Source organism: Cellulomonas dongxiuzhuiae (assembly GCF_018623035.1).
Classification (GTDB): Bacteria; Actinomycetota; Actinomycetes; order Actinomycetales; family Cellulomonadaceae; genus Cellulomonas; species Cellulomonas dongxiuzhuiae.
On sequence record NZ_CP076023.1, the window covers coordinates 3,726,712 to 3,742,823 of the forward strand.

Genomic DNA, 16,112 nt, shown 5'->3' on the forward strand with positions numbered 1-16,112 from the left:
CCCACACCCGTCGCGCGCCCCGGCGCGCGGCGCCGGGCACCGTCCGCGCGCTCGGCCCCCTCACGCGCGGGCCGGCTCCAGGGCCTCCACCTGCGCGAGCACCTCGTCCGCCGACGGGCCCCCGTCGTGCTCCACCCACTGCAGCGTCCCGACGACGGCGTCGAACATCGCCTCCACGCCCAGCACCGGCAGCGCCTCGGTGTCCCCGTCGGTCAGCACCGTGAACGTCAGCAGCCCCCACACGCCCGCCACCTGCGGGTGCGCCACGTAGTACGCGACCCGCACCGACGGCTGCGGGCGCCCGATGCGCCCGCTGTCCACCACCGCTCGCACCCGCACCGCCGGGCCGCCGCCCACGTCGAGGAGGGTCCCGTCCTCCCCCGCCTCGGCCAGCACCTCGTTCAGCAGGTCCTGCGCGTCGACCGTCGGCTCGTCCTCCAGGACCGTCAGCAGCAGCGAACCGGGCAGCCGCATGCCGCCGTACTCCGTGAGCGGCAGCAGCACCGACTGCGCGCCGGCGTCCGCGGCCTCGTCCACCGCACCGGCCAGGCTCTTGCGCAGCTCACGGCGCCATGGCCCGGCCTTGTCCCGCGGCAGCGAGTCCGGCACGAACCAGCGCACCACGTCCTCCACGACGCGGTGGCGCAGCCGCTCCGTCCCGGGCGAGGTCGGCACCCGCAACCAACCCTGTGGCACCAGGATCTCGACGTCGATCACGGCACGCTCCTCTCCTCGTTCTCCAGGACGATCCCCGGCACCCCGTCCTCACCGGGAAGCAGCAGCGTCGCGACCCGCTGCATGAGGTCGGCGACGCCCTCCCCCAGCGCCCCGGCGAGGCCCAGGTCGTCCGTCCATGTCGACAGGACGACGTCGACGCTCGACGCGGGCCGGTCGCCGTACGCCGGGACCTCCGCCCGCAGCGCGGCGTCGACGCGGCAGGACGCGACGCCACCCGGCTCGCGGACGAGGGCGGCCACGCGGACGCCGTCACCCGCCGCGGTCGTGACGTAGTCGACGACGGGCGGCCGGCCGTCACCCTCGGAGCCGCGGGTCCCGACCGTGTCCATGAGGTATGTCGGATCGTCGGCGACGGGGGTGCGGAACTCGACGGCCACGGGTATCGGAGCCCACAGGGGCCGGTCCGCCTCTGCGACGAAGCCTGCGCCCCAGACCACCCGGACACCCGCGGGACACTCGGCAGCACGGCCGCACAGCCACAGCGCAGTCGCTCGCCCGATGGCCTGCGGTGTCATCTCCGCTTGCGCCTCCGCACGTAGCTCGACCGGCAGGGACGCGACGTCCGGACCGTCGGTCCAGGCCGCGAGCTGCTCGGCTGTGGCGGTCAACCAGTCCGCGAGCTGGTCGCCCGGGGTGTCGGTCGCCGGCACCCACGCCCACGTCCACGTGACGTCCGGCACCACGAGCGCAGGGCTCACAGATCCTCGATCTTCCCGAACTCGCCGGTCTTCTGGTCGCGCCAGTCGCGCCACTCGGTACGGAGGCCGGTCCACACCAGCCCGGGCCCGAAGGTGAAGGCCGAGTTGCCGAACGTCCACGCCACCCACCACTTGGACGCCGACCCATCCACCACCAGACGCGCCTCCTTCAGACTCCGGTACTGGGAGATCCCGCTGACGCCCTTCCACCAGTCCTTCCCGAGCGCCCCCGCGCCACGCAGCGAGGTGGCCTGGCCCCACATCCGCCCCGCCTCCCTCAGCTGCTCGAGCGACGACCGCCCGAGCCCGACCTCGGTCGGCACGTGCGGGCGTCGGAACACCGTGGAGATCGCCTTGGACAGCAACCCGAGCCCTTCGGACCGGGCCTTGGACCCCGCGGCTGCAGGGTTCACTCGCACGACCACCTTCCCCTCGCCGACGGGCTGCTGCAACGACTTCGGCGGCACCTTCAACGTCCCGAAGTTCTTCGTGTGCGCCGCAGCCTTGGCTGAGCGTGTCACCGTCGTCACCCACGCCGCGCCCCCGAGGAGCACGACCCCGAGGATCGCGAAGATCAGGTCCGGCAGCCCCTCCTCATTCTTCGCGTAGAGGATGGCGGCGGCGACCAAGCCTGCCACCGCGACGGCGGCCGCCACCAGCAGGAGCGCCGCCACCCCCGGGAAGATGAAGCACAGCACCGCCAGGACCATGCCGATGATCGAGAGGATCCTGCTGATCTTCTTCAGCACGGCGGTCGCCTTGTCCCACCCTGAGTCGGTGAGGCCGTCGTCGTACCTCCGGGCGCTCACGGCGTGGCCGAGGCGCTTGCCCGCGACCTGCAGCTGGTCGAAGGCGGTCTGGACGCGACGCTTGGCGGCGGCGAGGTTCGTGTCCGCCGTCGCGATCCCCTGGCGCTTGCGCACGTCGGCCGCCACGTCCGCGTCGTCGAGCACGCCGCCCTCGTCGGGCTCGCCGTCGGGCAGTGCCTCGGCGGTCGCGAGCGCGCCGGCCGCCGCCTTGCCGTCGGCGAGGCCGGCGCGGGTCTCGACCAGGGCCTCGCTCAGCTCGGGCTCGTAGACCGCGACCTCGCGCGCGACGTCCGCGTACCGCACCGCGGCCTTCGCGAGCTTCTCGTGGACCTCCGTGGCCTTCTTGCGCAGCTCGTCGGCGTACTTGCCGCGCAGCTGGTCCTCGCTCGCGGTGATGCGATCGAGCCGCGCGACGGCGCTCTCGATGGTCTCCGCGATGCCGTTGTAGCGACGCCGGGCGTGGGCGACCTGGTCCAGGTCGCCGCCGTCCACGGGGTCCTTCGACCAGCCGACGACGCCCCACTCGTCGCTCACTTCTCCACCTCAAGGCTGTCGGTCAGCGACTGGTCGATCTCGGCCCACTTCTCGTCGGCCGCCCGCGCGGCGTCGCGGAGCTTCTCCATGTCGGTGACCAGGACGTCACGGTTGGCGGTCCAGTTGTCCGCGAAGTCACCCATCGTCAGGTTGGCGTGGTGCTGCCCCCAGGCCCGGGCCGTGTCGTTCTCCAGGTCGAGGGCCCCCTTGAACTCGCCGACGAGCATGTCGAGCTCCCTGACGAGGTCCGCGAGGTCGGCCCTCACGACGAGGTCGGCCATCAGACCAGCTCCTTCCGTGGTGTGACGGGTGCCAGCGGCACCTGCGTGGTGAGGTACGTGCCGTCGCCGAGGTGCACGAGCGCGGTGCCGGGCACCACACGGGCGGCGAGCTGCGAGCGGGACAGGCGGGCACCGACGAGGTCGCCGTCGGCGAGGTTCTGCGGTGACAGCAACGCACCGCGCCGGTTCTTCTTGACGTCGGCCTGCCAGCCGGTGAACCCGGCACCGACGCTGCCGATCTCGCCACCGAGGACGACGCCACGGCGGTCGTTCGACGCGCGGCGCACGAGGCGGCGCAGCCACTCGCGCGCCGGGGCGTCGCGCCACGCCTCCGCGTCGTCCACGAGCAGCACCACGGGACCGTCGCCGTCGTCGACCAGCGGTGCGAGCGTCGCCTCGTCGGGGGCGTCGTCGAGGATGACGGCACGCACGCCGGGGCGTCCCGCGAGGTCGCGCAGGGGTGAGCGCAGCGGCGCACCGACGACCAGCTCGACGCCCGCCCGCAGCAGCGACTCCGCCACGACCGCGAGCAGGGTGCTGCGCCCCGAGCGCGCCGGACCGGCGACGAGGAACGTGGGCACGTCGACGGCGAGGTCCGCGCCGACGGGCTCGAGCTCGTCACCACCCACACCGAGCAGCGCCCACAGGGGCCGCGGCTCGACCGCGGCCCACGCGTCCTCGAACGTCAGACGCGTCGGCATGGCGGCGATGCGCGGCGGGCGGGCCGCTCGCGGCACATGCTGCTCGCGGGCGGTCAGGCGGTCGGCGAGCGCGTGCAGCGCCGCCACCTGAGCCGGCCCCGACGGGTCGTCCGCCAGCAGCGCGACCTGCGTCTCGACGGCCCCGGGGACGCGCAGCCCCCGCCCGGGCGGCAGGTTCTCCGGGAAGGACCGCGCGGGCAGGCCCGCGAGCGTCGCGTCGGTGCGGTCCGCGAGGCGCAGCACGAGCTTGTCCTCGCACAGCGACGCGATGCGTCCCCCGAGCAGCGTGTGGTCGCCCGCGATGACCAGGTGCACGCCCGCGCTGGCCCCCTCGCGCAGCAGCGCGTGCACGGTCTCGGCGAGCGCGCCGCCGTCGTGCTCGCCGAGCGTCGTCGTGAAGCCCTCCCAGCGGTCGACGAGCAGCAGGACGTGCGGGAGCCGCTCCCCGGGCGCGGCCGCCGCGCGCTGCTCGGACACGTTCGCGAACCCGCCCTCGCCGAGCACCCGCTGCCGGCGCTGCACCTCCGCCTGCAGGCGCGTGAGCAGCCGGGCGGCCCGGTCGGTCTCCGTCCGCTGGACGACGGCGCCGCAGTGCGGCAGCCGGGTCAGCGCGAGCAGCGCGCCGTTCCCGCAGTCGATGCCGTACAGGTGCAGGTCGGCGACGCCCGTCGCGGCGCAGGCGGCGGCCGCGAACGTCCGCAGGGCCTGCGAGCGCCCGGACCGCGCCGCGCCGGCCACGTGCAGGTGGCCGAACGTGCCGAGGTCGGTGACGACGTCCTCCTGCCGCTGCGCGCGCGGCAGGTCGCGACGCCCCCACACGAACGTCGGGTCGGCGGTCCGCCGCGGTGCGTCGGCCAGGGGCAGGACGTGCGTGGCGGGCAGCGGGGCCAGCCACGGGCGCCGCTGCTCGGGCACGCCGAGCATGTCCGCCGCGAGACCGATCGCGCGGACGAGCACCGTCAGGTCCGTGACCTCGCCCTCCGCACGCTCGCCGCGCGGGCGCTCGGGGACCGGACGCCCCAGGTCGGACCAGGACACCGGGCGCAGGTAGGGCGCGGGGACCTCGGCCCGCCGCAGCGGCCGCCGACCGCCCACGCGCGCCGCCTGGAACGGGATGAGCGCGCTGTGCCCCAGTCGGGCGAACGCCCGGCCCGGCTGGCTCGGTGCGATGCCCGCGGCCTCGCGCGCGTCGATGACGTCGGTGCTGTCCCCCGCGTCGGTCACGCGCAGCGCGATCCGCAGGTTCGTGTTGGCACGGATCTCCGCCGACACGACCCCCGACGGCCGCTGCGTCGCCAGGAGCAGGTGGATCCCCAGGGACCGCCCGCGCTGGGCGATGTTCACCAGCCCGCTGACGAAGTCGGGCAGCTCGCGTGCGACGGACGCGAACTCGTCGATGACGATGAGCAGGCGCGGCATCGGGTCGAGCGTCCCCCGGCGGACGCGCGCCTCGAGGTAGTCGTCGAGGTCCTTGACGCCCGCGGCGGCGAGCACGCGCTCGCGGTGCGCGAGCTCGGCACCGAGGGACGTCAGCGCGCGCTCGACGAGGTGCGGGTCGAGGTCGGTGACCATGCCGACCGTGTGCGGCAGGTCGACGCAGTCCTTGAACGCGGCGCCGCCCTTGTAGTCGACGAGCACGAAGTTCATCGCGTCGGGCCGGTTGGCCACCGCGAGCGACGCCACGACCGTCTGCAGCAGCTCGGACTTGCCGGAGCCGGTGGTCCCGGCGATGAGACCGTGCGGCCCGTGCTCCGCCAGGTCGAGCGGGAACGGCCCGTCGAGGGACACGCCCACGACCGCGCGCGTCGTGCTGCCGCCCGCACCCCAGCGCGCGGCGATCGCCGCGGGGCCGGGCTCGGCGAGGTCGAGGACGTCCAGCAGGCGTGCGGCCGACGGCAGCGCCGCCTCACCGACGGCCTTGCTCGTGTCGCGCAGCGGCGCGAGGCTGCGCCCGACCGCGGTGAACCAGTCGTCACCCACCTCGTCGACACGGACGTCCTCGATCTGCGCGGCGCGCTGCTGGCGCAGGGTGCCGCCGCGGCCGGGGGCGCCGACGACCACCGCGGCGCACTCCTCGGGCAGGGTCCGCTCGTCGGCGTCGACGCAGACGCAGTGCACCCCGACCGCCGGGCCGTCCTGGAGGATCGTCACGACACCCGGCAGCGCACGCAGCCGCAGCGCACCGTCGAGCACGACGACGACGTCGGGGTCGGGCAGCGCGGCGCGTGCGCCGGCGCCCAGCCGCGCGCGCTGCCGCCCCTGGATGAGGTCGAGCAGCTCGGCGACACGGCGCGCGAGCGTCTCGGCGTCCGAGCCGACCAGCGCCAGCGACTGCTGCCCGAGCACGGGCCGCACGTGCGGCAGCCACGTCGCCCAGCCCCACCACCGCTCCCCCTCGGGGTCGGTCAGGACGTAGAGCTGCACGTCACGCGGGCTCTGCAGCACCGCGAGCTGGGCGACGAACCACCGTGCGAGACACCGCGGCCAGTCCCCGGGTCCTGCCAGTCCGACGACGCCGGCCTGCGCGATCGACAGCGCCGCCGGCACGTCGGCGGACGTGCGGGGCTCCTGCTTGCGGTGCAGGCCCTCGCCCTGCGTGACGACGAGCGTGCTCGGCAGGTCCGCCGTGCCGACGCGCACGAGCAGGTGGTCGGGGTCGGTGCGCCGTCGCTCCCACAGCCGCGCGCGCGGCGACGTGGCGACCAGCAGCAGCTCGGCCGCGTCGGGGCTGGCCGAACGGCGGTCGGCGCGCTCGGTCGCGAGGGCCTCGAGCACCTCCTGCTCGACGCGCGCGAGGTCCGCCTGGTGCTCGGCGACCCGGCGCCGGTGGCCGATGCGTCCGCCGCGGCGGTTCGACAGCCAGCTGCCCAGCACCATGACCGGGGACATCGCGGCGAACATCAGGTACATGGGGTTGCGCATGATCAGGGCGATGGCGGTCGCGCCGACCGCGGGCAGCAGCGCCGTCAGCCACGGCATCACGGCGGGGGGCTGCGCACGGGGCTCGGGCGGCAGCTGGAACTCGGTGCGCCGCTGCGGCGGCAGCAGGCGCGGCGGCCGGTTGTAGTCGAGGTGCTCGCCCTCGGGCGACGGTTCGAGGACCGCGTCGGGCGCGGCCGCCGGGTGCACCTCGAGCAGGCGCTCGCCGACGTGCAGCAGCGCCGACCCGCGCCACGTCGTGCCCCCGACGGGCAGCGGCTCGCCCTCCAGGAGCACGGGGCCGACCGGTCCCGCCGACGGCACCTCCCACGGCTCGAGGTGCACGCGCGCGTCGAGCGTGACGCGGACCGTCACGAGCACCACGGGCGCCAGGTCCAGCACGACCGCGCCCGCGCCGTCGACACCGAGGTCGTACGAGCCGGCTCCGAGGTGCCACACGCGACCCGCGTCGGGCCCGGCGACCACGCGCAGCGTCATGAGCGCGGGAGCCGGCGGCGGCGTCGGGTCCGGGCCGCCGAGCCACAGCACGGCCCCGTCGCGGACGCCGCTGCCGGCCAGCGGCGCTGCGGCGTCCACGACGGTGCGGCCCACGTGCAGCGTCGTCAGGTCCAGCCCGTCGCACGGGTGGCGCGACGGGTCGAGCCCGTCGACCGCGTTCTTCACGACGTCCCGGACGCAGGTCGACGGGTCCGCGTCCACGACGACGTCGCTCGCCCAGGCACCCGGCCTGGCCAGCGTGATCATGAGGCGCATCGCGGATCCTCCGGCGCGGGACGGGCGGGACGCGGTCAGCTGCGCAGCGAGCTCGCCATCTGCGTGTCCACGTCCTGCAGGGCCGTCACGGCCTGGTCGAGCCAGCTCGAGAGCGACTCGAGCGTCGTCATGAGCTCGTTCGCCGCCGTGACGAACTCGGTGTTGACCTCGTCGAACCGGACGGACGCCTGGTCGGTGACGAAGCCCGAGGCGACGAGCGAGTTCACGAGCGACTTGGTGTCCGACAGGCGCGCGTCGACCTCCGCCTTGTTGCTGCGCAGCCTGCTCGCGCTGTCGCTCATGTCGGCGTACGTGATGTTCAGGTTCGGCATCGGTGGTCCCTTCGGGTCGAGCCGGCACCCGGTCGCCACGACGGCGCGGTGCCAGCGCCCACGACGCTAGGAACGCCCGGTCGGTCCGGTCCACCACGTCGCCGCCCTGCTGGGCCCGCGGGCCCAGGGCGGGTTTGTCCCGCTCCGTCGCGGCCCCCGACGATCGGCACGAGAGTCGGCGCCCACGTGTCGTCGGCCGGCAGCCGCGACTCGGGGAGCACACATGGAACGGTCTGGCCTGCGGGGACGGCCCCGGGGTGCGCGCACCGGCCGGGCCACGGCGGTGCGGCTGGCCGTCGCGCTCGCGGTCACGGTCCCGCTCGTCGCCGGGGGCACCGGCCCGGCGACGGCCGTCGCCCTGGCGGGCACGTCGGGCACGACGACGGTCGACGAGCAGGCCGGTGACGTGACGTACTACGTCGTCCAGGACTCGTGGGAGGGCCAGCCCGAGTTCCTCTTCTCGATCGCCGAGCGGCTGCTGGGCACCGGTGACCGCGCGCTGGAGATCTACGAGCTCAACGAGGGCCGCGCACAGCCCGGCGGCATGACCGTCAGCGACCCCAACGTCATCCGCCCCGGCTGGGTGCTGCTGCTGCCGCCCGACGCGGTGGGCGACGGTGTCGTCGTCGGCCCCCTGCCGACGCTGCCACCCGTGGCCGTCCGCCCGACGCCCACGCCGAGCCCCGCGCAGGGTGCCACCGAGCACGCGTCGGGCAGCGGCGCCACCGACGGGTCGTCGGCCGCGGCGTCCGACGACGCACCGGCGACCTCGCTGCCGTCGTTCGACCCGGGGACGGTGGCGCTCGTGGCCCTCGCGGTGAGCGCGGGCATCGGGGTGCTCGTCCTGCTGGTCGGTGTCGGGGTGGGCGTCGTCCGCCGCCGGCGCGCCCGACGCGATGCGCCCCCCGCCCCGGTCGTGCACCGCGAGGACCCGGGCGCCTGGACGATCGACCGCACGACCCGTGCGCTGGCCCGCGCGTGCGCCGACGCGGGGCGCGCGGTCCCCGGTGTGCACGCGCTCGTCCTCGCGGACGACGAGGTCCACCTGCGCCTGCGCACGCCCGACGTGCACCCCCCGGCCGGCTGGTCCGCGACCGACGACGGGCGCACGTGGACGTCGCCGATGCGTCCGCTGCAGGACGTCGCGCTCGACGCGCACGTGGTGGCGCCCTTCCCGGGCCTGGTGACCCTGGGCGACGACGTGCGCGGGCGCGTCCTGGTCGACCTCGCGCAGGCCGGCCCGGGGATCTGCCTCGAGGGTGACGCCGCCGAGGCGACGCGGCTCGCGGAGCGGTGGCTGCACGAGCTGGCGAGCAGCCCGTGGTCGCGGCACGTGCCGGTCGTGGCGGTGGGGCTCGGCGGGTCGTCGTACGGGCGGCTCGACGAGGCCGGGGGCGCGATCACCGCGGCGGCCGGCGGTGTGCTCGTCGTCGCCGACGCCCGTCGCCGCGACGCGGACCGGCTCGCGCTGCTGGCCGAGGACCCGGCGTGGGCGGTCGTCGTGGTGGGTGCCGCCGGGCGGGACTGGGCGCGTTGGCGTCTGACGCTCGACGCCGAGGGCGTCGCGACGGGCGGCCCCCTCGACACCGACGTGCACGTCCGGACCGGTGCCCCGCGCCTCGAGCTCGTCTGAGCCGGCGACGTGCTGCGGCTGCACCTGCAGGGCGTCTGGAGCGGATCTGGAGGACGCCTGGAGGACGCCGACGCAGAGTCGTCCCATGACGACGACACCGACGGCCGGCTACCGGATGCGGATCGCGATCTCCAGCCCGGAGATCGAGGCGCGCATCCGCGGCGTCTTCGCGAGCCGCGGTCTCGACGTGGTGCTGGACGACGCACCGCCGACGTTCGAGGTCACGGTCCTGCCGGGCGCCGGGGCGCGCCCGGCACCGACGGCCGTGGGCGACGCCCTGCACCACCTCGTCGGGGCGGTGGCACCGCGGCTCGCGACGACGCCGAGCGCGCGCTACCGCCTGACGCTCGCGACCGCCGAGCGCGACGACGACCCCGCGCCGGCGCGCCGCGACGCCACCGCGGTGGCGGACCTGTCGCCGCGCGAGTCGCAGGTGATGGCGTGCGTCGCCCGGGGCCTGCGCAACACCGAGATCGCGGACGAGCTGGGCGTCACGGTGAAGACCGTCAAGAACCACGTCAACCGGATCTTCGGCAAGCTCGGCGCCGCGGGCCGCGTGGAGGCCGTGCTCATCTGGCAGTCGGCGCGGACCTCGTCGGCGCGCGCCCCGTCGGCCCGCACCCCGGCGCCGCGCACCGTGTCGACGCTCCGGCCCGTCGCGGCCGCGCTCGCCGGGTAGCGCTACCGCAGCGCGGCGTCGACCGTCATGCGTGCGAGGAACTCCTGGACCGCGCCCGCCTCCTCGGCACCCAGCTGCCGGAACCTGTCGAGCGCCCGTTCCGCGTCGCGCCGCGCCTCCTGCTCCCCCGCAGGCCCGTCGCGGGCGGCACGCACGCGCGCGAGGCCGAACAGCGCCAGCGCCTCGTGGTAGAGGTCCCCCATGTCCGCGCACAGGTGCAGGACGTGGGCGAAGCGCCGCTGCGCGGCGTCGTGGTCGCCGAGCCCGTCGGCCGCGAGCCCCAGGTTGACCAGCAGGTTCGCCTCCAGGACGCGGTGCCCCTCGACGCGCGCGATCGCGAGCGCCGGCTCCCCGTGCCGCACGGCCGCGTCCCAGTCGCCGAGCTCGGCGTACAGCTCGCACAGCACGTCGCCCGCCGCGACCTGGTAGTAGCCGTCACCGAGGTCCCGCGCCGCGGCGTGCGCTTCGTGGGCCGCGACGAGGGCCGCGTCGTACTGGGCGGCCTCGCGCAGCGTGGACGCGAGGTTGCTGACGACGCTCACGCGGTACCACCACCTGTCACCGTCGAGCAGCCGCAGCGCCTCCCGCAGCCGCTGCACGGACGCGTCGTTGCGGCCCAGCCGCGAGCAGGCCACGCTCTCGTGGTTGAGCAGGACGGCCTGCGCGCGCGTGTCGCCCAGCGCACGTGCGGAGCGCGACGCGACGCGCAGCGAGTCGAGCCACTCGGTGGCGCCGGCCGCCGCGTAGTACGTCTCGAAGAGCAGGGCGACCATCTGCCACACCAGCCGGTGGTGGCCGTGCGCGTGCCCGTCGCGCACCAGCGCCGTCATGTTGGCGAGCTCGGCGAGGGTCCAGCGCAGCAGTGCCGCGGCGTCCGCGAGCAGGGGCAGCTCGTGGCGCGGCGGTGGCGGGTCGAACTGCAGGCGCCGGTGGTGGGTGCTGGCGACGAGCGTGCACACGTACCAGGCGAGCAGGCGCTCGCGGGCGTCCGCGCGCTCGTCCTCGCCGAGGCGCTCCGCGAGCTCGGCGGCGTGCGCACGCGTCAGGTCGTGCATGGCGTACCGGCCGTCGACCGCCTCCAGGAGGTGGTGGTCGTGGAGCTGGTCCAGCAGCTGCGCGGCACGCGCGGGCGCGACGTCCACGAGGGCCGCCGTCGCGAGCACCGACGTGCTCTGGCACGGCAGCGCCGCCAGCAGGGACAGCGTGCGCCGCTGCTCCGCGTCGAGCGCGGCGGTCGAGGTCGCCAGGACGCCGCGCACGGACGCCGACGGGCCGTCGTCGAGGTCCAGCACGTCGAGCCGGTGCCGGGAGTCCACGAGCCGCGCGACCATCGCGCCGATCGACGCGCCCGGGCCGGCGTGGACCTGCTCGGCGGCGATGCGCAGGGCGAACGGCAGCGCGTCGCACAGCTCGACGAGGCGGCGGGTCGCGTCGGGCTCGCGGGCCACGACGTCGGCACCGATCGTCCCCTCGAGCAGCTCACGCGCCTCCGCGGGCTCGAAGCGGGCGAGTGGCACGCTCCGGGCGCCGTGCCGGACCGCGAGGCCGCCCAGCCGGTCGCGGCTGGTGACGAGCACGAAGCACGACGGGGACCCCGGCAGCAGGTCCTCGACCTGCTCGGTCGACGCGGCGTTGTCGAGCACCACGAGCAGGCGGCGGTCCGCGACCATGCTGCGCCACAGCGCGACGAGCTGGTCGTGCTGCTGCGGCGCGGACAGCACCCCGAGGGCCGCGAGCAGCTGACGCAGCGCGGTCGACGGCATGACGGGTGGGTGACGGGGGTCGAAGCCCCGCAGGTTGACGTAGAGCTGACCGTCGGTGAAGCGGTCGCGCAGCATGTGGCCGGTGCGCACGGCGAGCGTCGTCTTGCCGACGCCACCGACCCCGACGACCGACACGACGCGCGGGCCGTCGGGCCCCGCGGCCGCGCGCAGCACCTCCACGAGCTCGCGCGAGCGGCCGACGAAGGCCGCGAGGTCCGGCGGGAGCTGCGCGGGGGCCACGCGGGGGTCCGCGGGCGGCTGCGCGGCGGGCAGTGGCGGGTCCTCGAGACCGGCCGGCCGGTCGGACGTCGGCGGGCGCCGGAGGGCCGGGTGCCGCGCACCGGGCACGGCGAGGATCCGCGCGTGCGCGGCGCGGGCGGCTGCGCCCGGGTCGATGCCGAGGCCCTCGGCGAGCTGACGCCGCAGGTCGTCGTACTGCTCGAGCGCCGCCGCCGTGCGTCCGCTGCCCGCCAGCGCGGACATGAGCGCGCACCGCAGGCGCTCGTCGTAGGGGTACGTCGCGACCTCGAGCATGAGGCGGTCGGCCGCGTCCGCGAGCACCGCCGGGCCCGCTCCGGACGCGACGAGCAGCTCGGTGCGCTCGACGAGCAGCCGCACCCGCAGCTGCGCCAGGTGCGTGCGCTGCTCAGCTGCGAACGGCCCGGGCACGCCGGCGAGCACGTCGCCCGAGGGCCACAGGCCGAGGGCGGAGTCGATCCCGACCAACGCCCCTCGCAGGTCGGACGCCTCGCGGGCGTCGCGCGCGCTGCGAGCACGGCGCTCGACGTCGAGCGCGTCGACGGCATCGGCCGGGACCGCCAGCACGTAGCCGGTCGGTGTGCGGCGCAGCACGTCGGGCCCCAGCACGCGACGCAGCCCGGACACGTACGTGTGCACGCTCCCGCGGGCGCTCGCCGGTGCGCCCTCGCCCCACGTGCCGTCGACGAGCGCGTCGTGGCCGACGGCCCGCCCCGCGCGCAGCGCGAGCCCCACGAGCACCGCGCACTGCTTGGGCGCGCCGAGGTCGACCGGGCGGTCGTCGACCAGGGCGTGCGGCGCACCCAGCAGGCGCAGGCGCAGCGACGTGGACGCAGGTGGCACGAGGCTCCTCGGGAGCACGACGCGGAAGGTGCCGGCCGGGCAGGAGGGAGAGAACGGGGCGAACGGGACGTACGTGTGACCGGTTGAGTTCTACTGGTCGCGTCGGCCGGGCGTCAACGTGCCCTCTGACTGGCGCACCCGTTCGCGCGAAACCGACTGTGACACCGGCCACCGTCGCCGCACGTGGCTCACGCGCGGGGCCACGTCGGCGTGGCGATCGTCACGTCCGACGTTCCCGCATCCTGGACGTGGTGGTGCGTCCGTCCGGGCGCCGCTCGACGGTTCCTGCGGTGGCGCACCGACGCCCGGTGGTCCACGCTCGGCAACGACCACCCGGAGGATCCGTGACCGCAGAGCCCCCGCAGCCGCCGCCGCCGCCGACACAGAGTCCGCCCTTCACCGACCGCGCCCCGACGTCCGCCCGCCGCTCGGCAGGAGCCGCCGCCCTCGTCGGCGCGGGCGTCATGGCCGCGGTCGACGAGATCGTGTTCCACCAGGTCCTCGCGTGGCACCACTTCTACGACCGCGGCACGCCGGACGCCGCGCTGCTGTCCGACGGCCTGCTCCACGCGGCCGAGCTCGTCGCCGTGGTCGCGGGCTTCTTCCTGCTGCTCGACCAGCGCCGTCGCGGTGCGCTCGCCGTCCGGGCGGCGTGGTCCGGCTTCTTCCTGGGCGCCGGCGCGTTCCAGCTCTTCGACGCCCTGGTCGACCACAAGCTGCTGCGCGTCCACCAGGTGCGCTACGGCGTGGACCTGCTGCCGTACGACGTCGCGTGGACGGGCAGCGCGGTGGTGCTCCTCGCGGTGGGCGCGTTGCTGTGGGCGCGGCAGCGTGCCACCACGAACGGGCCCGCGTGAGCGCTGCGGTGACGCTCGCGCACGGGCCGCACGCCGGTCACGGTGCGTCGGCGTGGACCCCGGACATGGTCGTGCCCGTCGTCCTCGCCGTCGTCGCCGCCGTCGCGTACGTGACCGCGACCCGTGCCTACCACCGCCGGCGGCTGCGCCCCTGGCGCACGGCTCGCACCGTCGCGTGGGTCATCGGGTGCGCACTGGTGGCCGCCGCCTCCTCACCCGTGCTCGTCGTCGTGCCGGGCGACGCGAGCCGGCACATGGTCCAGCACCTGCTGCTGGGCATGCTGGGCCCGCTCGCGCTCGTGCTCGCCGCACCCCTGACCCTGCTGCTCGGTGTCGCGCCGCCGGCAGCCCGGCGGGCCGTCGGCCGGGTGCTGCGCGCCCGGCCCGTCCACGTGGTCGCGCACCCGGTGACCGCGGCCGTCCTGCACGTCGGCGGCATGGCGGTCCTCTACCTGACGCCGTTGTACGCGCTGACGACGCGCTCGGCCGTCGCGCACGCGCTCGTGCACGCGCACTTCCTGCTCGCGGGCTACCTGTTCGCGTGGGCGCTCGCCGGTCCGGACCCGGCGCCGCGGCGCCCCGGCACGGCGACCCGCGTCGCCGTGCTCGTCGTCGCCGGCGGGGCGCACGCGGCGCTGGCCAAGCTGCTCTACGCGCACGCCGACCGCCTGCCCCCGGGTGGTGTCCACACCGTGGCGGAGGTCGAGGCCGCGGCGCAGTGGATGTACTACGGCGGGGACGTCGCCGAGATCCTGCTCGCGGTCGCGGTCCTGGCGGCCTGGTACCGGTCGCACGCACGCCGCGACCGCCCGGCGCCCGGTGCGCTCAGTAGCGCCCCTGCCCGCGCAGGCGCTCGTTCTCCTTCAGCACGGGCCACGTGCTGAAGGCGAACACCAGGAACATCACGAGGTTGAGGACGGGCACGAGGCCGACCAGCACCCACCACCCGGAGTAGCCGGCCTTCTGGATGATGCGCACGTACGCGATGAGCATGATCACGTAGGCGACGATGAGGACGGCCAGCCCGATGCCCCCGGCCAGCCAGTCGGTCCACTGCGTGGCCGTCTCGACGCCCTCGGAGGGGTCGACGAGCGCCGGGAGACGCATCAGCACGGTGTCCATGCGTCCATGGTGCTCCCGGCCGTCCGGCTCGGCGAGGCGAGCACGACCGGGCCGGACCGGACATACGTCCAGGTCAGCGCGGTGCGTGCGCCGCCGCGACCTCGAGGAAGATGTCCGTCGCCTCCGACTCGCCCACGCTCACGCGCAGGCCCTCCCCGGCGAACGGCCGCACGATCGCACCGGCCTGGGCGCAGCGCTCCGCGAACGACGTGGTGCGGTCGCCGAGGGCGAGCCACACGAAGTTCGCCTGGCTGTCGGGCACGTCCCAGCCCTGCGCACGCAGGCCCGCGAGCATGCGGACCCGCTCGGCGACGATCGCGTCGACGCGGACGAGCAGCTCGGTCTCGGCGCGCAACGACGCGAGCGCGGCGAGCTGCGCGACGTGCGAGACCCCGAACGGCGTCGAGGCCGTGCGGATCCCCGCCGCCAGCCGCGGGCGGGCCACGGCGTACCCGACGCGCAGCCCCGCCAGGCCGTACGCCTTGGAGAACGTGCGCAGGACGACGACGTTGGGGTGCTCGGCGAGCAGCGCCAGCCCGTCGGCGGCCTCGGGATCGCGGACGAACTCCACGTACGCCTCGTCGACGACCACGAGCACGTCCCGCGGGACGGCGGCGAGGAACGCCCGCAGCTCGGCGTCGCGCACCGCCGGGCCCGTGGGGTTGTTGGGCGTGCAGACCAGGACGACGCGCGTGCGCTCGGTGACCGCCGCCGCCATCGCGGGCAGGTCGAGGCGGCCGTCCGCGCCGACGGGCACCCGGACCTGCTGCGCGTGGGCGAGCGTGACGGCGATCGGGTACGCCTCGAAGGAGCGCCACGGCAGGACGACCTCGTCGCCCGCCTCGCACACCGCCATGAGCACGTGCCCCAGGACCGCGACGGACCCGGTGCCGGCCACCACGGACTCGGGGGCGACCCCCAGCCGCTGCGCGATCGCCTCGGTGAGCTCGGTCGCGTACATGTCGGGGTAGCGGTTGACGTCGACGGCGGCGTCGGCGATCGCCGCGACCACCGACGGCAGGGGCGGGTACGCGTTCTCGTTGGACGACAGCTTGTACGCGGCGGCCCCGACGGCGGCACGCGCACCCGGGACGTACGCCGGCATCCCGGCGAAGGCACGACGGAGAGGAACGCGACTCACGGGCGCCAGCATGCCACCCCTCACACCCAC

At 75.7% G+C, this 16,112-nt stretch carries 13 protein-coding genes; 4 read left to right on the plus strand and 9 right to left on the minus strand.

From position 1 onward, the window contains the following. Positions 1 to 60 precede the first annotated feature (60 nt). From KKR89_RS16795 to KKR89_RS16820, 6 genes are read right to left on the minus strand one after another with little or no spacing between them, the layout of a single operon-like run. Positions 61 to 717, minus strand: a complete 657-nt coding sequence (locus KKR89_RS16795; protein ID WP_208196468.1) for a hypothetical protein — start codon at positions 715 to 717, stop codon at positions 61 to 63. Continuing rightward, positions 714 to 1,436 (minus strand): hypothetical protein, encoded by a 723-nt coding sequence (locus KKR89_RS16800; RefSeq protein ID WP_208196469.1) that lies wholly within the window; start codon positions 1,434 to 1,436, stop codon positions 714 to 716. The genes KKR89_RS16795 and KKR89_RS16800 overlap by 4 nt, the downstream gene beginning before the upstream one ends. Further along, entirely contained in the window at positions 1,433 to 2,779 is a 1,347-nt protein-coding gene (locus KKR89_RS16805; protein ID WP_208196470.1) for a hypothetical protein, read from the minus strand. The genes KKR89_RS16800 and KKR89_RS16805 overlap by 4 nt, the downstream gene beginning before the upstream one ends. Then, entirely contained in the window at positions 2,776 to 3,060 is a 285-nt protein-coding gene (locus KKR89_RS16810) for a hypothetical protein (RefSeq protein WP_208196471.1), read from the minus strand. Before KKR89_RS16810 ends, KKR89_RS16805 begins: the two co-directional genes overlap by 4 nt. Next, entirely contained in the window at positions 3,060 to 7,454 is a 4,395-nt protein-coding gene (locus KKR89_RS16815) for an FtsK/SpoIIIE domain-containing protein (protein ID WP_208196472.1), read from the minus strand. The genes KKR89_RS16810 and KKR89_RS16815 overlap by 1 nt, the downstream gene beginning before the upstream one ends. A 35-nt stretch (positions 7,455 to 7,489) precedes the next feature. Then, positions 7,490 to 7,786, minus strand: coding sequence for a WXG100 family type VII secretion target (locus KKR89_RS16820; RefSeq protein WP_191784887.1), 297 nt, complete (start codon positions 7,784 to 7,786; stop codon positions 7,490 to 7,492). Positions 7,787 to 8,009: 223 nt separating this feature from the next. Here KKR89_RS16820 and KKR89_RS16825 point away from each other — a divergent pair, with 223 nt between their 5' ends. Together KKR89_RS16825 and KKR89_RS16830 are read left to right on the plus strand one after the other, a co-directional pair. Continuing rightward, positions 8,010 to 9,419, plus strand: a complete 1,410-nt coding sequence (locus KKR89_RS16825; protein ID WP_208196473.1) for a LysM peptidoglycan-binding domain-containing protein — start codon at positions 8,010 to 8,012, stop codon at positions 9,417 to 9,419. Between the two features lie 85 nt (positions 9,420 to 9,504). After that, positions 9,505 to 10,098 (plus strand): helix-turn-helix transcriptional regulator, encoded by a 594-nt coding sequence (locus KKR89_RS16830; RefSeq protein WP_208196474.1) that lies wholly within the window; start codon positions 9,505 to 9,507, stop codon positions 10,096 to 10,098. 2 nt (positions 10,099 to 10,100) lie between these two features. On the opposite strand, the gene KKR89_RS16835 is transcribed toward KKR89_RS16830, so the two are convergent. Further along, positions 10,101 to 12,962: an AfsR/SARP family transcriptional regulator gene (locus tag KKR89_RS16835; RefSeq protein ID WP_208196475.1), complete on the minus strand. Its 2,862-nt coding sequence runs from the start codon at positions 12,960 to 12,962 to the stop codon at positions 10,101 to 10,103. 344 nt (positions 12,963 to 13,306) lie between these two features. Here KKR89_RS16835 and KKR89_RS16840 point away from each other — a divergent pair, with 344 nt between their 5' ends. Both KKR89_RS16840 and KKR89_RS16845 read left to right on the plus strand, forming a co-directional pair. Further along, positions 13,307 to 13,819, plus strand: coding sequence for a DUF2243 domain-containing protein (locus KKR89_RS16840; RefSeq protein WP_251140936.1), 513 nt, complete (start codon positions 13,307 to 13,309; stop codon positions 13,817 to 13,819). After that, positions 13,816 to 14,703: a cytochrome c oxidase assembly protein gene (locus KKR89_RS16845; RefSeq protein ID WP_208196476.1), complete on the plus strand. Its 888-nt coding sequence runs from the start codon at positions 13,816 to 13,818 to the stop codon at positions 14,701 to 14,703. Before KKR89_RS16840 ends, KKR89_RS16845 begins: the two co-directional genes overlap by 4 nt. Here the strand turns inward: KKR89_RS16845 and KKR89_RS18435 are convergent. Both KKR89_RS18435 and hisC read right to left on the minus strand, forming a co-directional pair. Continuing rightward, positions 14,645 to 14,941, minus strand: coding sequence for a DUF805 domain-containing protein (locus KKR89_RS18435; RefSeq protein WP_208197321.1), 297 nt, complete (start codon positions 14,939 to 14,941; stop codon positions 14,645 to 14,647). The genes KKR89_RS16845 and KKR89_RS18435 overlap by 59 nt on opposite strands. 73 nt (positions 14,942 to 15,014) lie before the next feature. After that, positions 15,015 to 16,094 (minus strand): histidinol-phosphate transaminase, encoded by a 1,080-nt coding sequence (hisC, locus tag KKR89_RS16855; RefSeq protein ID WP_208197239.1) that lies wholly within the window; start codon positions 16,092 to 16,094, stop codon positions 15,015 to 15,017. Positions 16,095 to 16,112: the final 18 nt, after the last annotated feature.

Excerpts from the sequence above, each read along its gene's own strand:
- KKR89_RS16830 (WP_208196474.1), top strand. The coding sequence starts at position 9,505 with ATGACGACGACACCGACGGCCGGCTACCGGATGCGGATCGCGATCTCC.
- KKR89_RS16825 (WP_208196473.1), top strand. The coding sequence starts at position 8,010 with ATGGAACGGTCTGGCCTGCGGGGACGGCCCCGGGGTGCGCGCACCGGC.
- KKR89_RS16820 (WP_191784887.1), bottom strand. The coding sequence starts at position 7,786 with ATGCCGAACCTGAACATCACGTACGCCGACATGAGCGACAGCGCGAGC.
- KKR89_RS16815 (WP_208196472.1), bottom strand. The coding sequence starts at position 7,454 with ATGCGCCTCATGATCACGCTGGCCAGGCCGGGTGCCTGGGCGAGCGAC.
- hisC (WP_208197239.1), bottom strand. The coding sequence starts at position 16,094 with ATGCTGGCGCCCGTGAGTCGCGTTCCTCTCCGTCGTGCCTTCGCCGGG.
- KKR89_RS16810 (WP_208196471.1), bottom strand. The coding sequence starts at position 3,060 with ATGGCCGACCTCGTCGTGAGGGCCGACCTCGCGGACCTCGTCAGGGAG.
- KKR89_RS18435 (WP_208197321.1), bottom strand. The coding sequence starts at position 14,941 with ATGGACACCGTGCTGATGCGTCTCCCGGCGCTCGTCGACCCCTCCGAG.